The 19,529-nt window shown below is 52.7% G+C and carries 18 protein-coding genes and 2 pseudogenes; 19 read left to right on the plus strand and 1 reads right to left on the minus strand.

The genetic code is table 11. From position 1 onward, the window contains the following. Positions 1-56 precede the first annotated feature (56 nt). The 14 genes from VXJ35_RS22585 to VXJ35_RS22650 all read left to right on the plus strand — a co-directional run bounded on the left by VXJ35_RS22585 (position 57) and on the right by VXJ35_RS22650 (position 10,284). On the plus strand, positions 57-365 hold the full coding sequence (locus VXJ35_RS22585) for a hypothetical protein (protein WP_064023655.1): 309 nt from the start codon (positions 57-59) through the stop codon (positions 363-365). A gap of 276 nt (positions 366-641) precedes the next feature. Further along, a complete protein-coding gene (locus VXJ35_RS22590; protein WP_064023656.1) occupies positions 642-1,868 on the plus strand; it encodes a DUF1173 domain-containing protein in 1,227 nt (408 codons plus the stop codon). A gap of 43 nt (positions 1,869-1,911) precedes the next feature. Beyond that, on the plus strand, positions 1,912-2,271 hold the full coding sequence (locus VXJ35_RS22595) for a DUF6876 family protein (protein ID WP_064023657.1): 360 nt from the start codon (positions 1,912-1,914) through the stop codon (positions 2,269-2,271). A 277-nt stretch (positions 2,272-2,548) separates the two neighbouring features. Continuing rightward, positions 2,549-4,486, plus strand: a complete 1,938-nt coding sequence (locus tag VXJ35_RS22600; protein WP_082881122.1) for a PRTRC system ParB family protein — start codon at positions 2,549-2,551, stop codon at positions 4,484-4,486. Between the two features lie 2 nt (positions 4,487-4,488). Further along, positions 4,489-4,926, plus strand: coding sequence for a hypothetical protein (locus tag VXJ35_RS22605; RefSeq protein WP_064023659.1), 438 nt, complete (start codon positions 4,489-4,491; stop codon positions 4,924-4,926). Positions 4,927-4,937: 11 nt separating this feature from the next. After that, a complete protein-coding gene (locus VXJ35_RS22610) occupies positions 4,938-5,153 on the plus strand; it encodes a PRTRC system protein C (RefSeq protein ID WP_082881123.1) in 216 nt (71 codons plus the stop codon). Positions 5,154-5,240: 87 nt separating this feature from the next. After that, complete coding sequence (locus VXJ35_RS22615) at positions 5,241-6,461, plus strand: hypothetical protein (RefSeq protein WP_064023660.1); 1,221 nt, start codon at positions 5,241-5,243, stop codon at positions 6,459-6,461. Beyond that, complete coding sequence (locus tag VXJ35_RS22620) at positions 6,454-7,224, plus strand: PRTRC system protein B (RefSeq protein ID WP_064023661.1); 771 nt, start codon at positions 6,454-6,456, stop codon at positions 7,222-7,224. The genes VXJ35_RS22615 and VXJ35_RS22620 overlap by 8 nt, the downstream gene beginning before the upstream one ends. Before the next feature lie 11 nt (positions 7,225-7,235). Then, positions 7,236-7,865, plus strand: coding sequence for a PRTRC system protein A (locus VXJ35_RS22625; RefSeq protein WP_054758365.1), 630 nt, complete (start codon positions 7,236-7,238; stop codon positions 7,863-7,865). A gap of 35 nt (positions 7,866-7,900) precedes the next feature. Next, a complete protein-coding gene (locus tag VXJ35_RS22630) occupies positions 7,901-8,116 on the plus strand; it encodes a hypothetical protein (RefSeq protein ID WP_054758364.1) in 216 nt (71 codons plus the stop codon). A 76-nt stretch (positions 8,117-8,192) separates the two neighbouring features. Next, on the plus strand, positions 8,193-8,918 hold the full coding sequence (locus tag VXJ35_RS22635; RefSeq protein ID WP_064023834.1) for a PRTRC system ThiF family protein: 726 nt from the start codon (positions 8,193-8,195) through the stop codon (positions 8,916-8,918). A gap of 78 nt (positions 8,919-8,996) precedes the next feature. After that, positions 8,997-9,239, plus strand: coding sequence for a WGR domain-containing protein (locus tag VXJ35_RS22640; RefSeq protein WP_082409599.1), 243 nt, complete (start codon positions 8,997-8,999; stop codon positions 9,237-9,239). 30 nt (positions 9,240-9,269) lie between these two features. Beyond that, on the plus strand, positions 9,270-9,587 hold the full coding sequence (locus tag VXJ35_RS22645) for an H-NS family nucleoid-associated regulatory protein (RefSeq protein WP_054758361.1): 318 nt from the start codon (positions 9,270-9,272) through the stop codon (positions 9,585-9,587). A 58-nt stretch (positions 9,588-9,645) separates the two neighbouring features. Then, positions 9,646-10,284 carry a hypothetical protein gene (locus tag VXJ35_RS22650; protein WP_157198326.1) on the plus strand — a complete coding sequence of 213 codons (639 nt, stop codon included), beginning with the start codon at positions 9,646-9,648 and terminating at the stop codon, positions 10,282-10,284. Positions 10,285-10,389: 105 nt separating this feature from the next. Here VXJ35_RS22650 and VXJ35_RS22655 read toward each other — a convergent pair. Further along, positions 10,390-10,452: pseudogene (locus VXJ35_RS22655) on the minus strand (IS200/IS605 family transposase); the annotation flags it as partial. A gap of 149 nt (positions 10,453-10,601) precedes the next feature. On the opposite strand from VXJ35_RS22655, the gene VXJ35_RS22660 reads away from it, so the two are divergent. From VXJ35_RS22660 to VXJ35_RS22680, 5 genes and pseudogenes are all read left to right on the plus strand, one after another. Beyond that, positions 10,602-10,946: a site-specific integrase gene (locus VXJ35_RS22660; protein ID WP_054758359.1), complete on the plus strand. Its 345-nt coding sequence runs from the start codon at positions 10,602-10,604 to the stop codon at positions 10,944-10,946. 116 nt (positions 10,947-11,062) lie between these two features. Next, positions 11,063-11,218: pseudogene (locus VXJ35_RS22665) on the plus strand (IS5/IS1182 family transposase); the annotation flags it as partial. Between the two features lie 489 nt (positions 11,219-11,707). Next, positions 11,708-12,259 (plus strand): hypothetical protein, encoded by a 552-nt coding sequence (locus VXJ35_RS22670; RefSeq protein ID WP_054758358.1) that lies wholly within the window; start codon positions 11,708-11,710, stop codon positions 12,257-12,259. Positions 12,260-12,329: 70 nt separating this feature from the next. Then, a complete protein-coding gene (locus VXJ35_RS22675) occupies positions 12,330-12,941 on the plus strand; it encodes a hypothetical protein (RefSeq protein WP_157198327.1) in 612 nt (203 codons plus the stop codon). An 822-nt stretch (positions 12,942-13,763) separates the two neighbouring features. Then, the gene (locus VXJ35_RS22680) at positions 13,764-19,424 is read left to right on the plus strand and encodes a calcium-binding protein (RefSeq protein ID WP_408953950.1); all 5,661 of its coding nucleotides are present in this window, start codon (positions 13,764-13,766) and stop codon (positions 19,422-19,424) included. Positions 19,425-19,529 lie beyond the last annotated feature (105 nt).

Consider the following 19,529-nt stretch of genomic DNA (forward strand, 5'->3'; position numbering starts at 1 on the left):
TAAACGGGGGAATTCTCCGTTTAGGGGGAGTCCTCCGTCTAATTTAGGAGGATCTCATGAAAATACGCAAAGACACAGCGGTGCAGGTTCATCCCAGCGTCGAACAGTTCGATATCTTCGTGATCGATTGGGACGCACTGCCTCAATTCACGGAATCGGAATTCGACGAGCTGCGTTACCGTTTGTTGCTGGCGATGTTGAGTTCGCTGAAAGACTTCCGGGTCTGCGACGAACAAAAGACGGATGCCTTGGAATGGTTGAAAAGTGACGACACGTCGCCGTTTTCGTTTCGAGTCTGCTGCGAATCGGAAGGTGTCGATTTCGAAGTAATGCGTGATCTGATTTTGGATCACTTGAGAATGTAATTTACCGAATCGCATCCCATGTTTCATGGGATGCACCTTATTCCTGGCGGCCTCTGGGGTGGGTTTTATGAGTCAAGCGGAACGTGGCGGGCATTCTCCTTCATTGGAAGGGATTGAATCCAACCGTACCGGCGCGCAGAGGCCGTTCGCGATCATCCATGTCAAACCCCACATTTGCAATCCCGGTTCCCATCATCCGGATATGTCGTGCCGCGCCTGTGGTACCGGCAGCTATGCCGAAGACGCTGCTTCACCCTCTGACAAAACAGACAAACCATGAGCCATTATCGATTAGACGGTATCGAATTCACCGAAGCTCACGAGGAGTTTCAAATCATATTGGCCCGAGCGTACGCCAATAAGCAACGGCCGTTGTGCTTGTGCATGGCGGACGGCGTCGAACTGTATATTGCCTATGCCCATGAACGATATTGGCTGAAACGGATGCCCAATTGCGGCGGCCGCCATCATCCGGGCTGCGAATCCTACGAACCGCCGGCCGAATTGTCCGGCTTGGGTCAGGTGTACGGATCGGCCATCAAAGAAAATCTCGATACCGGCGTTACCCAATTGAAGTTCGACTTTCGTCTGGCTCCGGGGAAAAGCCGAACGCCGGCCCCAGCATCCGAAACCGATGAAGCGGCCAAGCCGACCAGCATTAAAGCGTCCGAAGCCAAACTCGGCCTGCGCGGTTTGCTGCATTATCTCTGGGAGCAAAGCGGTTGGCAGCGCTGGGCGCCAGCGACCGAGTCACGGCGCAATTGGCATGGGTTGCGCAAAGCCCTGTTGGGGGCCTGCGCCGGAAAAGTCGCCAAAGCCATGCCACTGGATGAAATCGTGTTCATTCCGGAAACGTTCATCCTCGAAAGAAAGGATGAAATCAGCGCCAGAACGGCGAAGTCCTTGGCTTGCTCGGACAACCAAAATCGCTTTCGGATGTTGATTGGCGAACTCAAGGAGATCAAGCCGGCTCGTTTCGGACATAAGCTGGTTATCAAGCATCTGCCGGAGCACCCGTTTTATCTAAACGACCAGACCTATAAGCGCATGGTTAAGCAGTTCGATGCGGAATTACTTTTGTGGCGAGGGATCGAATCCAGCCACTTGATTGTTATCGCGACTTTTTCGATTAACCAAGCCGGCTACGCGGAGTTGGACAACCTGAGCTTGATGAATGTCTCGTCGCAATGGATTCCGTTCGAAACGGCCGACGAATTGGCGCTAATCGAGTATTTGGTGGCGGAGGGCCGCTCGTTCAGCAAATGTTTGCGCTACAACCTGGCCAGAACGAAACCGTTAGCGTCGGCGGTACTGGTCGATATCAGAATCCCCTTGGCACTTTATATTGCCCGAGAAGGCGGCGGGGATGAATCAGCGGATGGAATCGATGGTTTGATCGCCGACAGTCAGACGGCGTCGTACATCTGGGATCCAAAACAACCGGGTTTACCGTTCGAACCACAACAGGGGAAACCTCAAATCGCCTATGCCGCAACTGTATAACCTTCAATCCACAACGACTTTAGGAATTGAGGCCTAATTGGTCATGAACACAGTCAATTTAATCGCGATTCTCACGCTTTATCGTCTAGCCGAAGACGGTCTATGGTATGGCTACGGTGCGCACAGCTCGATTCGGATTACCAAAGGCGTGAAAGAGTTTGTCGAGGCCGCCGGACAGACTGAACTATTGGCTTGGGCGGTGTCGGTTTTGCCGCCGCTTTCAAATTGTTATCCGTGGCTCAGGATCGAATTAACTCGCAGCGCCGGACAGGCGTTGTTATCGGTGACCGACGAAAAGGGTAAGCGTGTGACCGAGGATTCCTTGTCGTGGCCCGACCAACAGGTCGGACGTTGGATATTCTACTGGACGGATAGGGTATTACTGTTGTCCGGCGAATATTGAATAAATCCATCAGTCATTAAAAGACAAGCCATCGGCGTTTGCTGAGGCATTTAGATCTTACTCTCTTTATCTAATCTCGGTCGCTTTCATCTTATTCGGAAATCAGGTTGCGAGTGTTGTGATCTGAATACTATTCGCCGGCCCCGCTTTCACAGTGCATATCCGTTCATTTTTGGTGTTGCATATTCAAAAAGCCATGTAACAGTTATTTCGTGATTCGAATATTGCCTATTCGAATAAACCATACCAATAATCCAAATAATGATGGAGCTTATCGATGGCCGCGAATAAAAAAAGTACCATTCAATTTATAAGTTTGCCGATCAGTTTAATATCAATCAAAGAGGGGTTTAATCCCAGGGGTTATTTTAGCGATAGTGAAATGCAGGAATTAAGCGCATCCATTAAAGCTGAAGGGGTCTTGCAACCCATTATCGTCCGACCGCAACCCGACGGAGGAGCTTATTGGGTCGTGGTCGGCGAGCGCCGCTATCGCGCCGCGGTTGCGGCAGGACTGTCCGAAATTCCGGCCGCGGTGCGTCACCTGGACGACAAACAGGCGCGGCTGGTGGCTACCATTGAAAACACCCAGCGAGCCGATATGAGTCCAGGCGAAGAAGCGATCGCGGCCCGAAACGTACTCAGCGACTGCGACGGTGATAGAGCGGAAGCATTACGGTTACTAGGGTGGTCTGCCAAGAAGTTCGAGGCGAGGCTGCTGTTGTTACATGCCTCGACAGAGGTCTTGAATGCCCTGACAGCGAGAGCTATTCGGCTGGGTCACGCTGAATTGCTATGCCAGCTACCGTCCGATTTTCAAAATGCCACGCTGGAGAAATTAATCGAGCACCAGTATTCGGTTCCCGAATTGAAAGCGCGATTGAGTCGATTTGCCAGACCGTTGGAAAGCGCGATTTTCGATCGGACCGAGTGTGCGTCCTGCCATCACAATTCGTATTTGCAAGCGAACTTGTTCGACGAGCATGTTGAAAGCGGCCTATGCGCCAACCCCGATTGTTTCAACCAAAAAACCCAGGATGCCGTCGAAGCCCGGAAGCGCGATTTGCACGACCGGTACGCGGCGGTGTTTCTCGATACCGAAAAGCCGCCGCAGAGCTTTGTGGTCGTGATACAAACGGGGCAAAACGGCGTGGGCAAAACGCAATTCGAAAAGGGGTGTAGTCAGTGTCGACATTTTGGAGCCCTTCTTTCGACCAATCCCAATTCGCCGGGGAAAGTCAGCGAAGACTGTTGTTTTGACCTGGATTGCCACGGCCAAAAAGTGCGGGGTTATCAAGCAAGCTTATCGAATCCGGGTTCATCCACGATGACCGGGAATACAGCCGCAGCGACGGGTGCCGATGCGAAGAAGGGCGCCAACCCCGGCCGAGCCGATTCGGCTCAAAAGCCATCGGACGGAACCAGCGGCGCCACACCGGGTAAAGTGCTCGAACACATCGAAGGCTTTTTCCGAGATACCGGCGCCAAATACATTGTCCAACATCGGCACGGTAAACTGTTGGTCAACAGTTATGCATTATACCGGCTAGTGCAAACTACCTTTCCCAAAGAGGCCTTACCGATTGCCGCCGGAACGAAACAAGCGAGCTGGCCGATGTTCGGCACCCTGCGCGACTTTGTCGACGCATTCGGCTATCTCAGTATTGAAGAAATGATGGCCTTCAACGAGAGGATACTGACGCATTTGCTGGGACAGCATGAACGTATCAACACCACCATTAGCAAAGCTTGGGCGATGGGTTCCGCCGGGGTTTGCAAGTTCATGAATATTGCGCTCCAGGACGAGTTTATCGTAACCCGCGAGTTTCTGAGCGCTTTCACCAAATCGGGGATGGAGGGTTTGTTACGGGAAGCGATCAATGGAAAAGGGGTGGCTTTTGTCACCTATTACGAGGGTATCAACAAGAAAAACACCTTCGCCAACCTGATGAAAAAGAAAAATGGCGAAATTTTGGACGAGGTCTTTGGCTGTGGCTATGACTTTGCCGGATTCGTCCCGGCTTGCGTTATCCAATTCATGGGAGAGGATAAACCCGTCTCCGATCCGAACTCAACGCACACAGCCGCTACGACCAGCAGCGCGTTAGCTTTGTCGGCGACCAACAGCATCCCTGAGTCGGGTTGGTTCGATGTCGATGACGACGAGCGCATCGCCAACCAAGACTACACACTAGACCCTGAATTAGAGGTTTAACCATGTTTGCACAGTTCGAAACAATTTTAGGCGATGGCGAAAGAATCGATTTTTCCATCTGCCGCCAAGGCAATCGTTTAACAGTGTTGATTCAACCCTGCTTCAACGGGCCTGCCTCCGGCATTGACGACCCGCAATTGCAACAGGTCAGAGCGGCCATATCTATGCCGCTTTGCGTCACCGATATGGCCGCGAATCTGGACCGGGATTTTCCGGCCTGTTTAATGCAGTACGTGGACGGGGTGTCGGATGGCAAGAGTGAGTTTGCTCAGGCGATGTCTCGCATTAGAGAGGCCGCAAAAATAGCCAATAGTCTCACAACGGCATCGACCGCGAACGAGAAGGCAGCGCAAACGCCAAAAAAAGCCGAGGACGACGACAACGACACGGCGCCGGTCGGCGCCAATCTTCCCACCGATAGCAAAAGCTTATTTTTTTGAGGTCAGCCAATATGTCCGACGCCATTGTGACAAGACCCACACGTGTATTCAAAATGGGTGCGATCAGGCTGGCCGATCCGGCCCCGAATTTGCCGCCCATCGATGCCGTCAAACTCTACGAAAAAGCCTATCCGCATTTAGCGAATGCGGTGCTGGGCGAGCCGCAACTGATCGGCGATGAATTGCACTTTCCGATTAAAACCCATGAAGTCAAAACCAAAGGATAGTGCGGGTAATCTTGCCCTATTACAGCAGTGGGCGAGTGGTTTGCCCACTACCGATGACAGCGACAACGGCCTAATGGATTCTAACGTATGTGTTCTGTTCCTGCTTTCGAGAACGATCAAATTGAAGCGAACGGCGTTAACCCATGTCCCCGCGCAAACCTTGCCCTTGATTTGAATGTATTGTTTAAGGAAGTGCGCCTGGACTTCGACCTGCGGTCGTTGATTGACGGGATTGTCGAACAGCAAGCGATCCAGTTATTCCGGCAGAACAGAGCAGTGTTCAGCACCGCGATACTGTTAGCTTATGAAATGGGCTTGGTAACGCCAGCCGAAATTGACGAGCACTTCGCCGGCGGATCACAGGCGCTTACAGGGCTGTACCGGGAAAGTTTAAAGCGGATTGACGCCAAGTTGAATGCGGTCGCGCAAGCGATCGTCGGCGAGGATGACGACGATTTTGAAGTGATCGCCTTCGAGTTCCGAGTCAGGGAAGATTACGGCCGTAGCGAGGCCGGCCCACAGCCCGTGGATTTGGTGATGGCCCTGAATGCGCGATTCACGCAGTTGGATTTGATCGAAGTCGATCGGGCGTTGGCGAAGGTGGTTATTGGCTGTATTCGCTATATCCAAGATTTCGGCGAAATCGGCATCTGTGCCTGCGATATCCAGCGGACGGGGATTGGCTTTTTCCTTGAAGACGAGCTGAGCGAATTGAAAGCCGAAATCAATGGTGGCAATAACGCCAGCGATCGGGAACTCGCCGAGTTGTTTCTAGAACGAGGCCAGTATCCCTTCAGCGAATTCACTGATGATGCGGATTATCTGGAAGAGCGCATCGAATTACTGCGGCGAATCATTAACAATGACCCGGAGAAACTCTTCGGCGACATTCCGGATTTGAAAGGTATTCGAGCGTTTCATCGCTTACACAAGCAGCAGGACGCTTATGTCACCAGCCCCTGGTGGCCGTTTATCGAAGAAAGCCTCGCGTTTATTCGGTTCGTTGAAAAAATAAAAAAGAACCATCACCCCGAATTCACGATATTTGACTCCACCGGGTCTTTTTATAGCGATTGCGGCATTGGGGTGGGTCATGCTATCGGCTTTGGCTTTGACTGGGAAGATACACTCGCTGCCGAACTGTACGAAGACATTGCCAATGCCGGTGAAACGCCCATGAGTTCAATCGCGTTGAACCCTATTGCGTTAAACCAGACCGCTGACAAACTGATGATACTGGCTAAAGCGAGAGGGTTAATTCGGTTGGCCGAAATGATTCAAATAAACCAGCAAGGTGACGATGACTGAATTTTTTGCACACTGTGTCGAACCGTCGGCCAGAATTAGCCCGATGACCGCCATTCTCGTTCACGAACTGAAACATATAGGGACTGGGGCGAGCGGCGTTAGCGGTAGCAGACTGATTTCATCCGCGCATGAGTTTTTCGAGGGCGATGACGGTAAGCTGGTCGTGGGCGCCGGCAAGCTAATGGGGCGTGACGATCTGGAAAACTTGCTCCGGGAAATCCTGAATAGATCGCTGCGAAAAGCGACGCTATTGCCAACGGCGGTGGTCTCGATCAGCAGCACGCATATCGCATGGACGACCCCGGCCGCAGTTCGCCCCATGATATTCAAGCCGGTAGGATTGAAGCCGCAAACGCTGACGGTGCCTTGGCCGCGTTTACTGATGGTGGCTAACAGCAACAGTCATTTCTCGGTTGCGGCATTAGCGAGCAACCGGAGGATTACGGCGCATACGAAGCTCTACCACGCGCCCTTGATGAACGTTAATCAGGTTGGCAGAGTGTGTACTGGCAGTGCGCCATTGCCGGATTATTGCGATGCCGAGCAATTAACGGCCTGGGAAGCGGTAATGTTCGAAAGCGCATTCACCCATGTCAATCATCCGCATAGCCTGAAAGTCGGCCATCAAGCAGACGCCGTCGAAACCAAAGACTGTTTCAAATTCTGGGCCGATCTGGCCACGCAAAACACAGTGCGATTTCCAAACAGCGCATTAAACCCGTTAAAAATGTCCGTTACAGACTTTATCAGCAGACACGCATAGGCAGACTGAAGATGATGATGAATGCCTATCTAACCGACCCGCGCGACCGGATTTTGTTTGGTGAAACGCCCACCTATATGCAGCCGCTGTTTGGCGAAAAGCTGCCGGCGCCGGAACTCGGCAAACACCGCTTTGTGATTGGCCAAGAAGGTGTGGTGTTAGAGGCCATCAATGAAGTGTTCGAAGTCAGGCTCCCGGTGGCTCAGTCGATCATCAAATTGCCCTATGGGGTTCTTGGGGCGCAAGGCGTTCGGCTTCGACATGGGGCGATGCCGTTTCGGTTATTGGAAATCATTGAGCAAAAGGCCACGTCGGCCTGCCCCGACGAGTGGGCCGGATGGGTGGTTTGGGATGTTTTGCACCAGGGCTACGCATTGATCGAACCCGAGATTCTAAGCGTCGGGCCAGGGCATGTGTCCTATCGCAACGAATTGCCTGAAGGTAGTGCGATCGTCCTGGATGTGCATACCCACGGCCGGATGCCCGCGTTTTTCTCAGGAGTGGACGATGTTTCCGATCGGCACGGTTTTTATGTCGCCGGAGTGATCGGGCATTGCCACGATCGTAAAAATTACGCTACTCGAATGAATGTAAACGGCCATTTTTTCGATTGCGAGGATTTCAGGTTGTTTTTTGATTAAGTTCTAGATCGGATTCAGATCGGGAGTAGTCGGACATGATTATTATGTTGGAGCAAGACAAAAAAGGCGGCTTTTCAAAAAAACCGTACATTGAGGTAATAGGGCCAATGACACGAATTATTTGGGGCTGGTGGTCTGTTGCCGTATTTGAAAATTGCGGCATTAACGATGTCAGCCGAGTGTTCAGAGCGCACGAACGCGACTTGTTGGTCAGCCAAGGGCGCCTTGAAAATAATAGGCCAGCAAGCTAATGGCTTATTCTAATTGCATCAGTGATGAACCGGGTAGTATTTAACACTACGTTTGAAATTGAATATGAAACCGACTATGTTTAAATTCTATACCCCCGCAAACTGGCTTGAAAATCGCGTTAAGATTGCGCTGATTGGCGTTGGTGGCACTGGATCGGAAGTATTGACCAGTTTGGCGAGAATCGATTATGCGATCCGCGAATTGGGACATGCCGGTTTTCATGTGACGGCATGGGATGGCGATCAGGTCGAAAGGCCTAATATTGGCCGGCAGGCCTTCTATCCGAGCGATTTAGGCCACAATAAAGCCGTACTCACCATTCAGCGTATTAATTATCTCTATGGTCAGGATTGGATCGGAATTCCTGAAATGTTTTCTATTGAATGCAATAAGCCGGAATATTTCGATCTGGTTATTACGTGTGTGGACGTGGCGCAATTTAGAGCCGATTTAAGCCAGTGTTGCCGTTCTAAACACTGCAGAACGCTATGGTTGGATACCGGCAATGGCGCACATACCGGCCAAGTGATTTTAGGGCGGTTGTCGCATCACGATGATTGCCAGATTACCTTGCCGTCCGTATATGATTTTCACCCCGAATTGAATGGAATGGTCGATTCGAATACACCGTCTTGTAGCATGGAGGAAGCATTAGCCAGCCAAGAGTTACCCATTAACCGCGCGATCGCAAATGTGGCGATGCAACTGATTTGGGGTTTATTGCGCAATGGCGGCTTAAATTGGCAAGGTGCCTATCTTGATATTACAAAAGGCTCGCAAATACCGATTAACATCGCTTAGTCTTTTTCAGAAATACGGATGACGATTCTTCATTTTTATCGTATATTAATAATGTCGTTTCTTTCTAACGTTATTCTTATGTGCGGTATTTACCTGGAACGCCATGATGCGGATTCGAATATTCATCGATTCTATGCGCTGACGATATCGCCCGGTATTTTTAGCGACTGGTCTTTAGTAAGGGAGTGGGGCCGGGTTGGATCGCCCGGAACCGTGCGTTCTAATTGGTATGAATCGGAAGAAGAGGCGATAAAGGCTCAAAATGATATACTGCGAACAAAACAGCGCAGAGGCTATACGTTAGCCGCGATAACGTGTTAATACTTTAGTTTCTCTATTAAGGAATAAATAATGCTTGAATTTGATGGTAAATCCGAAGGCGAATTGCTCGATATTATCAATAGCGCAAAAAGTCAGCTCAGTGCGAGAATCAGCGAAAAGCGAGAACAGGTGATCGCTCAAATTAAAGAATTAGCGGCTTCGATTAATGTGTCGGTGGAGATTATTGATGCCACCGTGAAAACAAAAGCCTCTCGCAACCCCCAAGTTGCACCGAAATATCGCAACCCGGCTAATGCAACCCAAACCTGGACAGGTCGTGGTGTTGCGCCAAAATGGATGAAGGAATTATTAGGGGCCGGGCGGAGCAAAGAGGAATTTTTAATATGAGTTCTCCGGCTCATTCCAGGCGGGCTTTGTACGGCCGTAGCTAGATCCGCCCAGGACTATGCGTTCTAAAGCTTGCGTTCTATTCGGTTTGTTGGCCAGTACGGGTCTAAACGGCTGCGCGACTCACATTGCGCTAAAACCTGACGCCGACGATCGGGCAAAAAAATATGTGGCCTGCCGGGAGGAAGCCGACAGTCTGTATGCCGTTACGCCAAGGTACCCAACGCTTAGTCGTTATCCTTGGCGGGCATATTCGCCGAACACGCCGGCTTTTCGGTTCAATATGGGCGATACCTTGGACGACGGCGATCTGGATGTCGCGGCCGTCGGAAAGCTTCCTTGTTTCAGACAATCTCCGCCGCCCGGTGTCGAGCTTGACGAGCGGATCTGGGGGCAAATTCTCAGAGAACGCGAGTTCTTAACGGCTGGTGAGTATTTCCAGATGTGGAAGTTATGCGGGGGTGGTAAAAAATACCAGTTTCTCGATGAATGTCCGCAATACCAAATCAGGGCCGACTTGTGCCAAGACCAAGGTCGAAATTGCAAACTCGATATGACCGATTTAACGGATGAAAATCGAAAAATAGCAATGAATGCGTACTTGCGCAGCTGGCTCGTTAAAACGTTGCGCAAGGAGGGCCGCATTGATGACAAGGGTCGCATCATTCGTGGCAATAGGCCAAATTATCTTCAATGAAACTATTAGTTAGAGTTTATCGGATTGCGCGGACATGCTAGTATCCGGTTTGTTCGTTTGGTATTGCTCGATGTACTGCCGAATGATCTTAATCGGTGCACCGCTTCAGCTACTCGCAAAGTAGCTGGGCGACCATAGAGCGCCACACCACAACCTCTTTCGGATGTTCTGATAATAATTTTCCGACTGGAAATGCCTATCAAACTGAGTTTTATCGTGGCAAATTTTGCCAAACGAGGCCAGAAAATCCGGTCCCTAAGCGCGGCCAAGTTCGAACCCGTTACTATTGTAACGTATTATCAATATTATGTTAGCCCATGACCGACACCTCCAAAATCCAACAACTTGTTCCGATCGCGAACCGGATTCTAACCGCCGAAAATTTCCGCCGGCTGTCCGACGTGCCGCCTGAGGTGGAATGGTACGCCAACCTGACATATCCGCAAACCCGCCGCGTTTATCAAAATGCCGTTGAAGACTTTATGCGCTTCGCCGGCATCCAACGACCTGAAGAATTCCGCGACGTGACTCGTGCCCATGTCATTGCCTGGGGGGACGATTTGGGTGATCGTGTCCTAAATGGTACAACTATTAGGCACCGGCTATCGGCCTTTACTTTTGCGACAGAAACGCCGTTGCCAATAATCCAGTCTAAGGCGTAAAACGACCGAGTCGGGCCTGGATTGGCCACACCGGCTTAACCGATACTCTGCCGTCGCCAACAGCATTTGCAGGTGTATATTTCCTATCACATCAACCCAAGTGGCTATGCGGCACCAAACGACTAGGCAGAGCCATTTGGAAGAAATGGAGTGGTTACGATCGTCGCAGCCCAGTTGAAACCAAAATGCGTTGCTTCAAGCTGCTGGGTGAACGGGTCAAAGCGCGTATTTTTAATAGCCAAGTCGCTGAGTTGCAAATTCGAGCCGCGATATCACCAAATCTGTTGGCTTCGTTACTCGGGATTTTTGAAAATCACTGCCCAGTAAGCCAAATTAATCCCGAGCCGAGTGATACTCATCGCGGGGAATGGATACAATTGCTATTGGTTAGCTTGGTCTGTTCTTCCTTGCTGTTTCAAGTCACCTATTCGGCAGCCATAATCCCCGCTTGACGGGGCATATAGCAGGATACCTGCTCGTTTGCGGATACTGGGCGGTTTTGGCTTGCCGTTAGGCAAGCTCTATCTGGAGCCGTGGTATGTTCTGAAATGGGCGGAGGTTATGGAAGCCCAGTCAATTTAACGCCGAGCAAGCGGGCGATTGGCGACAAAGCGAATAGCCCTATCGCATTGCCCGATTGGACTTAAGGACAAGTTTGTTCGAAGTAGCGATTTGTGAAAATTGGCTAACGCCGATGATCATCAGTAAGATGCGCGGCAAAAACCACAAACCCATCGGCAACCAATTTTAGAGACTAACAGATGGCGCGAAGGGAATCGACAAACGACACGGAAGGTTTTGCCTGCCCACTCGACCACCACGCTCGGCATCGATCCGGATTCACCTGCCTGCCTCACTGGAAAAACCTGAACCCAATCGTTATCGGCGTAACTTCGAGAAAGGTCGGCGGCAACCTGGGCGACATCAACCTGATCCAGGATACCTTCCACAGCCAGTTTACCGACCACCTGGATACCAGCGCCGTCGCTACCCTGCCGTACATGCAGGCCTGTCCTGAGCGGAGTCGAAGGGGCGCGAGACAAGTCCGCAGCCTGCGCGAAGCGGCCAGCGTCAGCACCACCTTGGCGGGCCTGCTCAGCCAATTCGCTTGTGCCGGTTGTGCCAACCAGCAAGCCCTGCTCGATCAAATCCTCGACGCCTGGAGCGACACCAGCACCCTGGCCGCCACCTATGGCGGCCACAGCCTGACCATCAACATCCAGGACGTCGCTACCGGCAGCGCGGCCTACACCGCCTGGGCCGACGAGCTGACCATCCTGGAACACTTCAACGGCCGTACCGGCAGTGAATGATGAGGATTGGAGATTGACGGCATGAAAAGCCCAATAAAATATAACCTGACCCTGCTTATGAGTGAAACAAATGAATAATGACAGAAAACTGTTGAGCAACTTTTTTTTAAGATGGAATCCAATCACGTTGTTAAATAATGCAAGAAAAGATTATTTGGCAGCATGGCGAAACTATAGTGCGATTTTTGGCAATCGCGTAATCGTTGTCGGTTTAGGCGCCATGTTTGCTCTGATAGTTTTATGCGTCGATTTGAATGACTATTTATTTAATCCGCCGTTAACTCTTGAGCAAATGAATAAAGATACAGGCAGAGTGATAGGTGTTGACAGTATCAGAAAACAGCCTGCATATTCTATCTTGTTGGACGTTGATGGCCGTCAAGAAAGATTTAGAGTTAACTTTGGCGATTCTCGCGTAAAAAAATCAAACAAAGATGATTTATTTTGGTTGGTAGGAAAAAATATAACCATCTTGTCACAAAGGAAGTTGGATATTTTTTTTTGGAATAGCCATGTGTATGAAATATTTCTTGATGGAAAACCTCTGTTTAACGATTACGCAGAGATATACCAGCGCCGCGTAAGCAGTAGGAATAATTCAAAAATATCAATACCGATAGAAATGCTCATTGGCTTTGGTCCATTAATGTACGTTTGGTTTACATATAGAAACAAAAAATAAAGCAAGGAAATAATTATGACTAACAAATTACCCATAGAATTTGCCGAAGTGCTCCATGAAATCATGGAAACCGGCACGATTCCAACATCCACTGCGGACGCTCTTAATAATGCCTTAGGTTCGGATTCGATTAGCAGGATGAAAGGTCTGCTGGGGTTTATAGGCGTTGCCGATACTATGTTATCGGTTATGAATAGAAGTGTTCCTTATTTAGGAACGACAGCTGAAATCGGCGAGGTACTATTAACTTTATACTCGGCGACTACTCAATTAGAAACAGACAATTATGTTTCTGATGCCACTGTGCTGGATTTGGCTGCTTCCAGTTCTGCACTAATCGCCGCCGGTGCCCTTGTGGTTGGCGCTGCGGCAACACCCGCCGTTCTGGCAACAGCGATTGGCGGAGTTTTGGTTTCGGCTGTGTTGACTACTATTCCACTAGTAAACAATTCGTTTAATACAAGCCATGTTGCATGGGATGCTTATCAATCGTTAGCCAGTGAGACGCGTGACTTATTCAACGGGATAAACCAAGTCAATACTGCGGCAAGCTTATTGCCGGATATTATGTTGGCAGCTTATCAACAAGGGGTTTTGTCTCCACTAATGACACAAATTGAACAGTACGGTGATCATTTTTATGAAGTATTGGATGAGCTTAGTAAGTTGTATGATCGTCAAGTGGAATTCAGTGTAGGCCAAAACCCAAATCTGCCTGGGTCACTGTTCGATTTCTTATCGTCGGCTATAGCAAGCCTTCCGGCTAAATCGTTGACTTTTCTGTTCTCTCATCCAAATTACTTAGAGACGCCCATTGGTGCCTTGTTTGTCCTCGCCACTCTAGCCACTCCACCCGTCCGCCGCGACCCACTGGTCTTCGACCTGGACGGCGACGGCCTGGAAACCGCCGGCGTCAACACCGCCAACCCGATCTACTTCGACCACGACGCCGACGGCGTCAAAACCGCCACCGGCTGGGTCAAAGCCGACGACGCCTTCCTGGTGCTGGACAAAAACGCCAACGGCACCATAGACAGCGGCCGCGAGCTGTTCGGCGACGCGATGCTCAAAAGCAACGGCCTACTGGCCGCCGATGGCTTCGACGCCTTGCGCGACCTGGACGCTAATCTGGACGGCAAAGTCGATGCCGCCGACGCCCAATTCGCCAACCTGCGCCTTTGGCGAGACCTGAATCAGGACGGCATCAGCCAAACCAACGAACTATTCACGCTGGGCAGCCAAAACATCGGCGCGATCAACGTCGGCAGCACCGAGCACAGCCAAGTCTTGGCCAACGGCAACCAGTTGGCCGACATCGGCAGCTACGTCAAAACCGACGGCAGCAGCGGAGCTCTGGGCGAGGTCAGCGGCAACCTGGGCGACATCAACCTGATCCAGGATACCTTCCACAGCCAGTTTACCGATCACCTGGATACCACCGGCTTCGAAGCGCTACCCGACATGCATGGCGCCGGCCAAGTCCGCAACCTGCGCGAAGCCGCCACCCTGTCGCCGGCACTGGCGCAATTGCTGGCCGATTTCGCCGCCGCCGACCGTACCGGACAGCAAGCCTTACTGGACACTATCTTGAAAGCCTGGAGCGACACCAGCACCATGGCTGCCACCTTCACCGGCGCCTACGCCGGTCACAGCCTGACCGTCAACATCCAAAACGTCGCTACCGGCAGCGCCGTCTACAATGCCTGGGCCGACAAACTGACCATCCTGGAAAACTTCAACGGCCGCACCTTCAACACCGTACCCGCCGGTACGACGGCGGCGACTATCAACCTGTGGAGCGTCACCCAGGATTTGCTGCAAAGCAGTTACGACGCGCTAAAGAATTCGGTTTACCAAAGTCTGGTATTGCAAACGCGGGTACAACCGTTGCTGGATTTAATTTCGTTGCGCGTGGACGAAAACGGCGTTGCCTTGGATTTTACCGAAGTGAATGCGGAATTGGATCGCCGCGCCACGATAAATCCAGGCAAGGCAGCCGCCGACCTAGCGGAATTTACCATCATGACCCAAGACTCGCTCAAAGACAGCGGTTGGCGAGGATGGGAAAAACTGGTCGAATACGTGAACACCTACCCGATGACCCCGGAAATGCGTAGCGAGTTAGTTTTGGCCGGGGTCAAATTTGACGGCACAGTCGGAAACGATACTGTCGTAGGCGATGCCGGGAACAACAACATTTCAGGCGGGGCCGGTAACGATACGATTTATGGGGCGAATGGGGATGACAATCTTAGCGGCGGCGACAGCGAAGACGTGCTGTTGGGCGGGGCCGGCGATGACGTCTTGAATGGCGGCAACGGCTACGACAGCCTGACCGGCGGTTTGGGCAACGACACCTTGTACGGCGGTAACAACGCCGACACCTACTACTTCAATCGCGGCGACGGCGCGGATACCGTCATCGAAAGCGGCGATCCTGCGGACAGTTACTCCTACGGAGGCAATAACGACAAACTGGTGTTCGGTGCCGGCATCACGGCGGCGGATATGAGTTTTACCCAAGTCGGCAACGACTTGGTGATGGACTTGGGCGCCGGCGACCGGCTGACCTTCAAAAACTGGTATGTCTGGGTTAACTATGGCCCCGGCATGTTGCCGTACCAAGTCGAGAGCTTCCAGTTTGCCGACGGCACGGTGATGAGTGCCACAGCATTGCTGAACACCAAAGGTGTCGACATGGCCGGCACCGATGGCAACGACAACATTCTCAGCGGTGCCGAGATCGACCGGATCAATGCCGGACTGGGTAACGATACCGTCAATGCCGGGGGCGGTGATGACATCGTCAATGGCGGCGACGGCAACGACACCTTGAACGGCCAGGACGGCAACGACAGCGTGGACGGCGGTACCGGCGACGACACGCTCAGCGGCGGCAACGGTAACGACCTGCTGTTGGGCGGTCAAGGTGCCGACGTGCTGAACGGCGATGCCGGCAACGATCGATTGGAAGGCGGTGACGGCAACGATACTTTAAATGGCGGCGACTACGAAGACACCCTGTTGGGCGGGGCCGGCGACGACGTCTTGAATGGCGGCAACGGCTACGACAGCCTGACCGGCGGTTTGGGCAACGACACCTTGTACGGCGGTAACAACGCCGACACCTACTACTTCAATCGCGGCGACGGCGCGGATACCGTCATCGAAAGCGGCGATCCTGCGGACAGTTACTCCTACGGAGGCAATAACGACAAACTGGTGTTCGGTGCCGGCATCACGGCGGCGGATATGAGTTTTACTCAAGTCGGCAACGACTTGGTGATGGACTTGGGTGCCGGCGACCGGCTGACTTTCAAAAACTGGTATGTCTGGGTTAACTACGGCACTGGTGTATTACCGTACCAGGTCGAGAGCTTTCAATTTGCCGACGGCTCGGTGATGAGCGCGACGGCGCTGTTGAACACCAAAGGCGTCGACATGGCCGGCACCGACGGCAACGACAACATTTTGAGCGGTGCCGAGATCGACCGGATCAATGCCGGGCTGGGCAACGACACCGTTAATGCCGGGGGCGGTGATGACATCGTCAATGGCGGCGACGGCAACGACGTGTTGAACGGCCAGGACGGCAACGACAGCGTGGACGGCGGTACCGGCGACGACACGCTCAGCGGCGGCAACGGTAACGACCTGCTGTTGGGCGGTCAAGGTGCCGATGTGCTGAACGGCGATGTCGGCAACGATCGATTGGAAGGCGGTGACGGCAACGATACTTTAAATGGCGGCGACTACGAAGACACCCTGTTGGGCGGGGTCGGCGACGACGTCTTGAGTGGCGGCAACGGCTACGACAGCCTGACCGGCGGTTTGGGCAACGACACCTTGTACGGCGGCAACCATGCCGACACCTACTACTTCAACCGCGGCGACGGTGCGGATACCATTATCGAAAGCGGCGATCCTGCGGACAGTTACCTCTATGGAGGCAATAACGACAAACTGGTGTTCGGTGCCGGCATCACGGCGGCCGACCTGAGTTTCACCCAGGTTGGCAACGACTTGGTGATGGATTTGGGGGCGGGCGATCGGCTGACTTTCAAAAACTGGTATGTCTGGGTTAACTACGGCACTGGTGTATTACCGTACCAGGTCGAGAGCTTTCAATTTGCCGACGGCTCGGTGATGAGCGCGACGGCGCTGTTGAACACCAAAGGCGTCGACATGGCCGGCACCGACGGCAACGACAACATTTTGAGCGGTGCCGAGATCGACCGGATCAATGCCGGGCTGGGCAACGACACCGTTAATGCCGGGGGCGGTGATGACATCGTCAATGGCGGCGACGGCAACGACGTGTTGAACGGCCAGGACGGCAACGACAGCGTGGACGGCGGTACCGGCGACGACACGCTCAGCGGCGGCAACGGTAACGACCTGCTGTTGGGCGGTCAAGGTGCCGATGTGCTGAACGGCGATGTCGGCAACGATCGATTGGAAGGCGGTGACGGCAACGATACTTTAAATGGCGGCGACTACGAAGACACCCTGTTGGGCGGGGTCGGCGACGACGTCTTGAGTGGCGGCAACGGCTACGACAGCCTGACCGGCGGTTTGGGCAACGACACCTTGTACGGCGGCAACCATGCCGACACCTACTACTTCAACCGCGGCGACGGTGCGGATACCATTATCGAAAGCGGCGATCCTGCGGACAGTTACCTCTATGGAGGCAATAACGACAAACTGGTGTTCGGTGCCGGCATCACTGCGGCGGATATGAGTTTTACTCAAGTCGGCAACGACTTGGTGATGGACTTGGGCGCCGGCGACCGGCTGACCTTCAAAAACTGGTATGTCTGGGTTAACTATGGCCCCGGCATGTTGCCGTACCAAGTCGAGAGCTTCCAGTTTGCCGACGGCACGGTGATGAGTGCCACAGCATTGCTGAACACCAAAGGTGTCAATATGGGGGGTACCGACGGCAACGACATAATAAATGGAGGAGCTGAAACAAACTTTCTTTACGTAGGGCTAGGCGACGACATTATCAACGCGGGAGGTGGTAACGATTATCTGAGCGGAGACGACGGCAACGACACCTTGAACGGCCAGGACGGCAACGACAGCGTGGACGGCGGTACCGGCGACGACACGCTCAGCGGCGGCAACGGTAACGACCTGCTGTTGGGCGGTCAAGGTGCCGATGTGCTGAACGGCGATGTCGGCAACGATCGATTGGAAGGCGGTGACGGCAACGATACTTTAAATGGCGGCGACTACGAAGACACCCTGTTGGGCGGGGTCGGCGACGACGTCTTGAGTGGCGGCAACGGCTACGACAGCCTGACCGGCGGTTTGGGCAACGACACCTTGTACGGCGGCAACCATGCCGACACCTACTACTTCAACCGCGGCGACGGTGCGGATACCATTATCGAAAGCGGCGATCCTGCGGACAGTTACCTCTATGGAGGCAATAACGACAAACTGGTGTTCGGTGCCGGCATCACTGCGGCGGATATGAGTTTTACTCAAGTCGGCAACGACTTGGTGATGGACTTGGGTGCCGGCGACCGGCTGACTTTCAAAAACTGGTATGTCTGGGTTAACTACGGCACTGGTGTATTACCGTACCAGGTCGAGAGCTTTCAATTTGCCGACGGCTCGGTGATGAGCGCGACGGCGCTGTTGAACACCAAAGGCGTCGACATGGCCGGCACCGACGGCAACGACAACATTTTGAGCGGTGCCGAGATCGACCGGATCAATGCCGGGCTGGGCAACGACACCGTTAATGCCGGGGGCGGTGATGACTATTTGGATGGTGGGCTTGGCATAGATACTTTGATAGGAGGTCTGGGTAACGATACCTATGTGGTCGACAATGCTGGAGATATTGTTACCGAAGGTGTAGGGGCCGGGACAGATACAGTCATTAGTAGCGTTGATTACAACTTAAATAATGTTGCCAACGTAGAGAACCTAACGTTGATCGGCTCTACCGCTACCATTGGGACAGGCAATGCCTTGGACAATCGACTCACCGGCAACGGTGCCGCCAACAGCCTCTCCGGCTTGGCCGGCAACGATACCCTTGAGGGTCTAGGCGGTGCCGATACGCTGACCGGCGGTTCCGGCAACGACACCTATGTCCTGGGCCGCGGCTACGCTACGGATACCGTCGTCGAGAACGATGCCACGGCGGGCAACACTGACATCGCGCAATTCCTGTCTGGGATCACAGCAGACCAGTTGTGGTTTGTCCATGCAGGCAACAATCTGGAAGTCAGCATTATTGGCACCTCGGATAAGTTAGTCGTTCAAGACTGGTACAACGGCAGCGCCAACCACGTCGAGCAGTTCAAAACCATGGACGGCAATTTGACGTTGCTGGACAGTCAAGTCGAGAATCTGGTGTCGGCGATGGCGGCGTTCGCACCGCCGGCTGCGGGCCAGATCACCCTGCCGACCGATTACCAAGCCGCGCTAGCGCCGGTGATTGCGGCCAATTGGCGCTAATAGACGGTATCGCGAGCCTGTCCCCGAGGCGTTTTGCCTTGGGGACGATTAGGTTTCGGGTATCGATATTGTTGCCAATTATCAGATTTCGTCTTTGTTTGGCTT

Source organism: Methylomonas sp. DH-1, from assembly GCF_046097555.1.
GTDB lineage: Bacteria > Pseudomonadota > Gammaproteobacteria > Methylococcales > Methylomonadaceae > Methylomonas > Methylomonas koyamae.

Bases quoted from the DNA above. Each gene is read 5' to 3' on its own strand.
- VXJ35_RS22600 (WP_082881122.1), top strand. From the start codon at position 2,549: ATGGCCGCGAATAAAAAAAGTACCATTCAATTTATAAGTTTGCCGATC.
- VXJ35_RS22585 (WP_064023655.1), top strand. From the start codon at position 57: ATGAAAATACGCAAAGACACAGCGGTGCAGGTTCATCCCAGCGTCGAA.
- VXJ35_RS22605 (WP_064023659.1), top strand. From the start codon at position 4,489: ATGTTTGCACAGTTCGAAACAATTTTAGGCGATGGCGAAAGAATCGAT.
- VXJ35_RS22615 (WP_064023660.1), top strand. From the start codon at position 5,241: ATGTGTTCTGTTCCTGCTTTCGAGAACGATCAAATTGAAGCGAACGGC.
- VXJ35_RS22645 (WP_054758361.1), top strand. From the start codon at position 9,270: ATGCTTGAATTTGATGGTAAATCCGAAGGCGAATTGCTCGATATTATC.
- VXJ35_RS22590 (WP_064023656.1), top strand. From the start codon at position 642: ATGAGCCATTATCGATTAGACGGTATCGAATTCACCGAAGCTCACGAG.
- VXJ35_RS22625 (WP_054758365.1), top strand. From the start codon at position 7,236: ATGATGATGAATGCCTATCTAACCGACCCGCGCGACCGGATTTTGTTT.
- VXJ35_RS22635 (WP_064023834.1), top strand. From the start codon at position 8,193: ATGTTTAAATTCTATACCCCCGCAAACTGGCTTGAAAATCGCGTTAAG.
- VXJ35_RS22610 (WP_082881123.1), top strand. From the start codon at position 4,938: ATGTCCGACGCCATTGTGACAAGACCCACACGTGTATTCAAAATGGGT.
- VXJ35_RS22630 (WP_054758364.1), top strand. From the start codon at position 7,901: ATGATTATTATGTTGGAGCAAGACAAAAAAGGCGGCTTTTCAAAAAAA.
- VXJ35_RS22620 (WP_064023661.1), top strand. From the start codon at position 6,454: ATGACTGAATTTTTTGCACACTGTGTCGAACCGTCGGCCAGAATTAGC.
- VXJ35_RS22670 (WP_054758358.1), top strand. From the start codon at position 11,708: ATGGCGCGAAGGGAATCGACAAACGACACGGAAGGTTTTGCCTGCCCA.
- VXJ35_RS22675 (WP_157198327.1), top strand. From the start codon at position 12,330: ATGAATAATGACAGAAAACTGTTGAGCAACTTTTTTTTAAGATGGAAT.
- VXJ35_RS22640 (WP_082409599.1), top strand. From the start codon at position 8,997: ATGTGCGGTATTTACCTGGAACGCCATGATGCGGATTCGAATATTCAT.
- VXJ35_RS22660 (WP_054758359.1), top strand. From the start codon at position 10,602: ATGACCGACACCTCCAAAATCCAACAACTTGTTCCGATCGCGAACCGG.
- VXJ35_RS22650 (WP_157198326.1), top strand. From the start codon at position 9,646: ATGCGTTCTAAAGCTTGCGTTCTATTCGGTTTGTTGGCCAGTACGGGT.
- VXJ35_RS22595 (WP_064023657.1), top strand. From the start codon at position 1,912: ATGAACACAGTCAATTTAATCGCGATTCTCACGCTTTATCGTCTAGCC.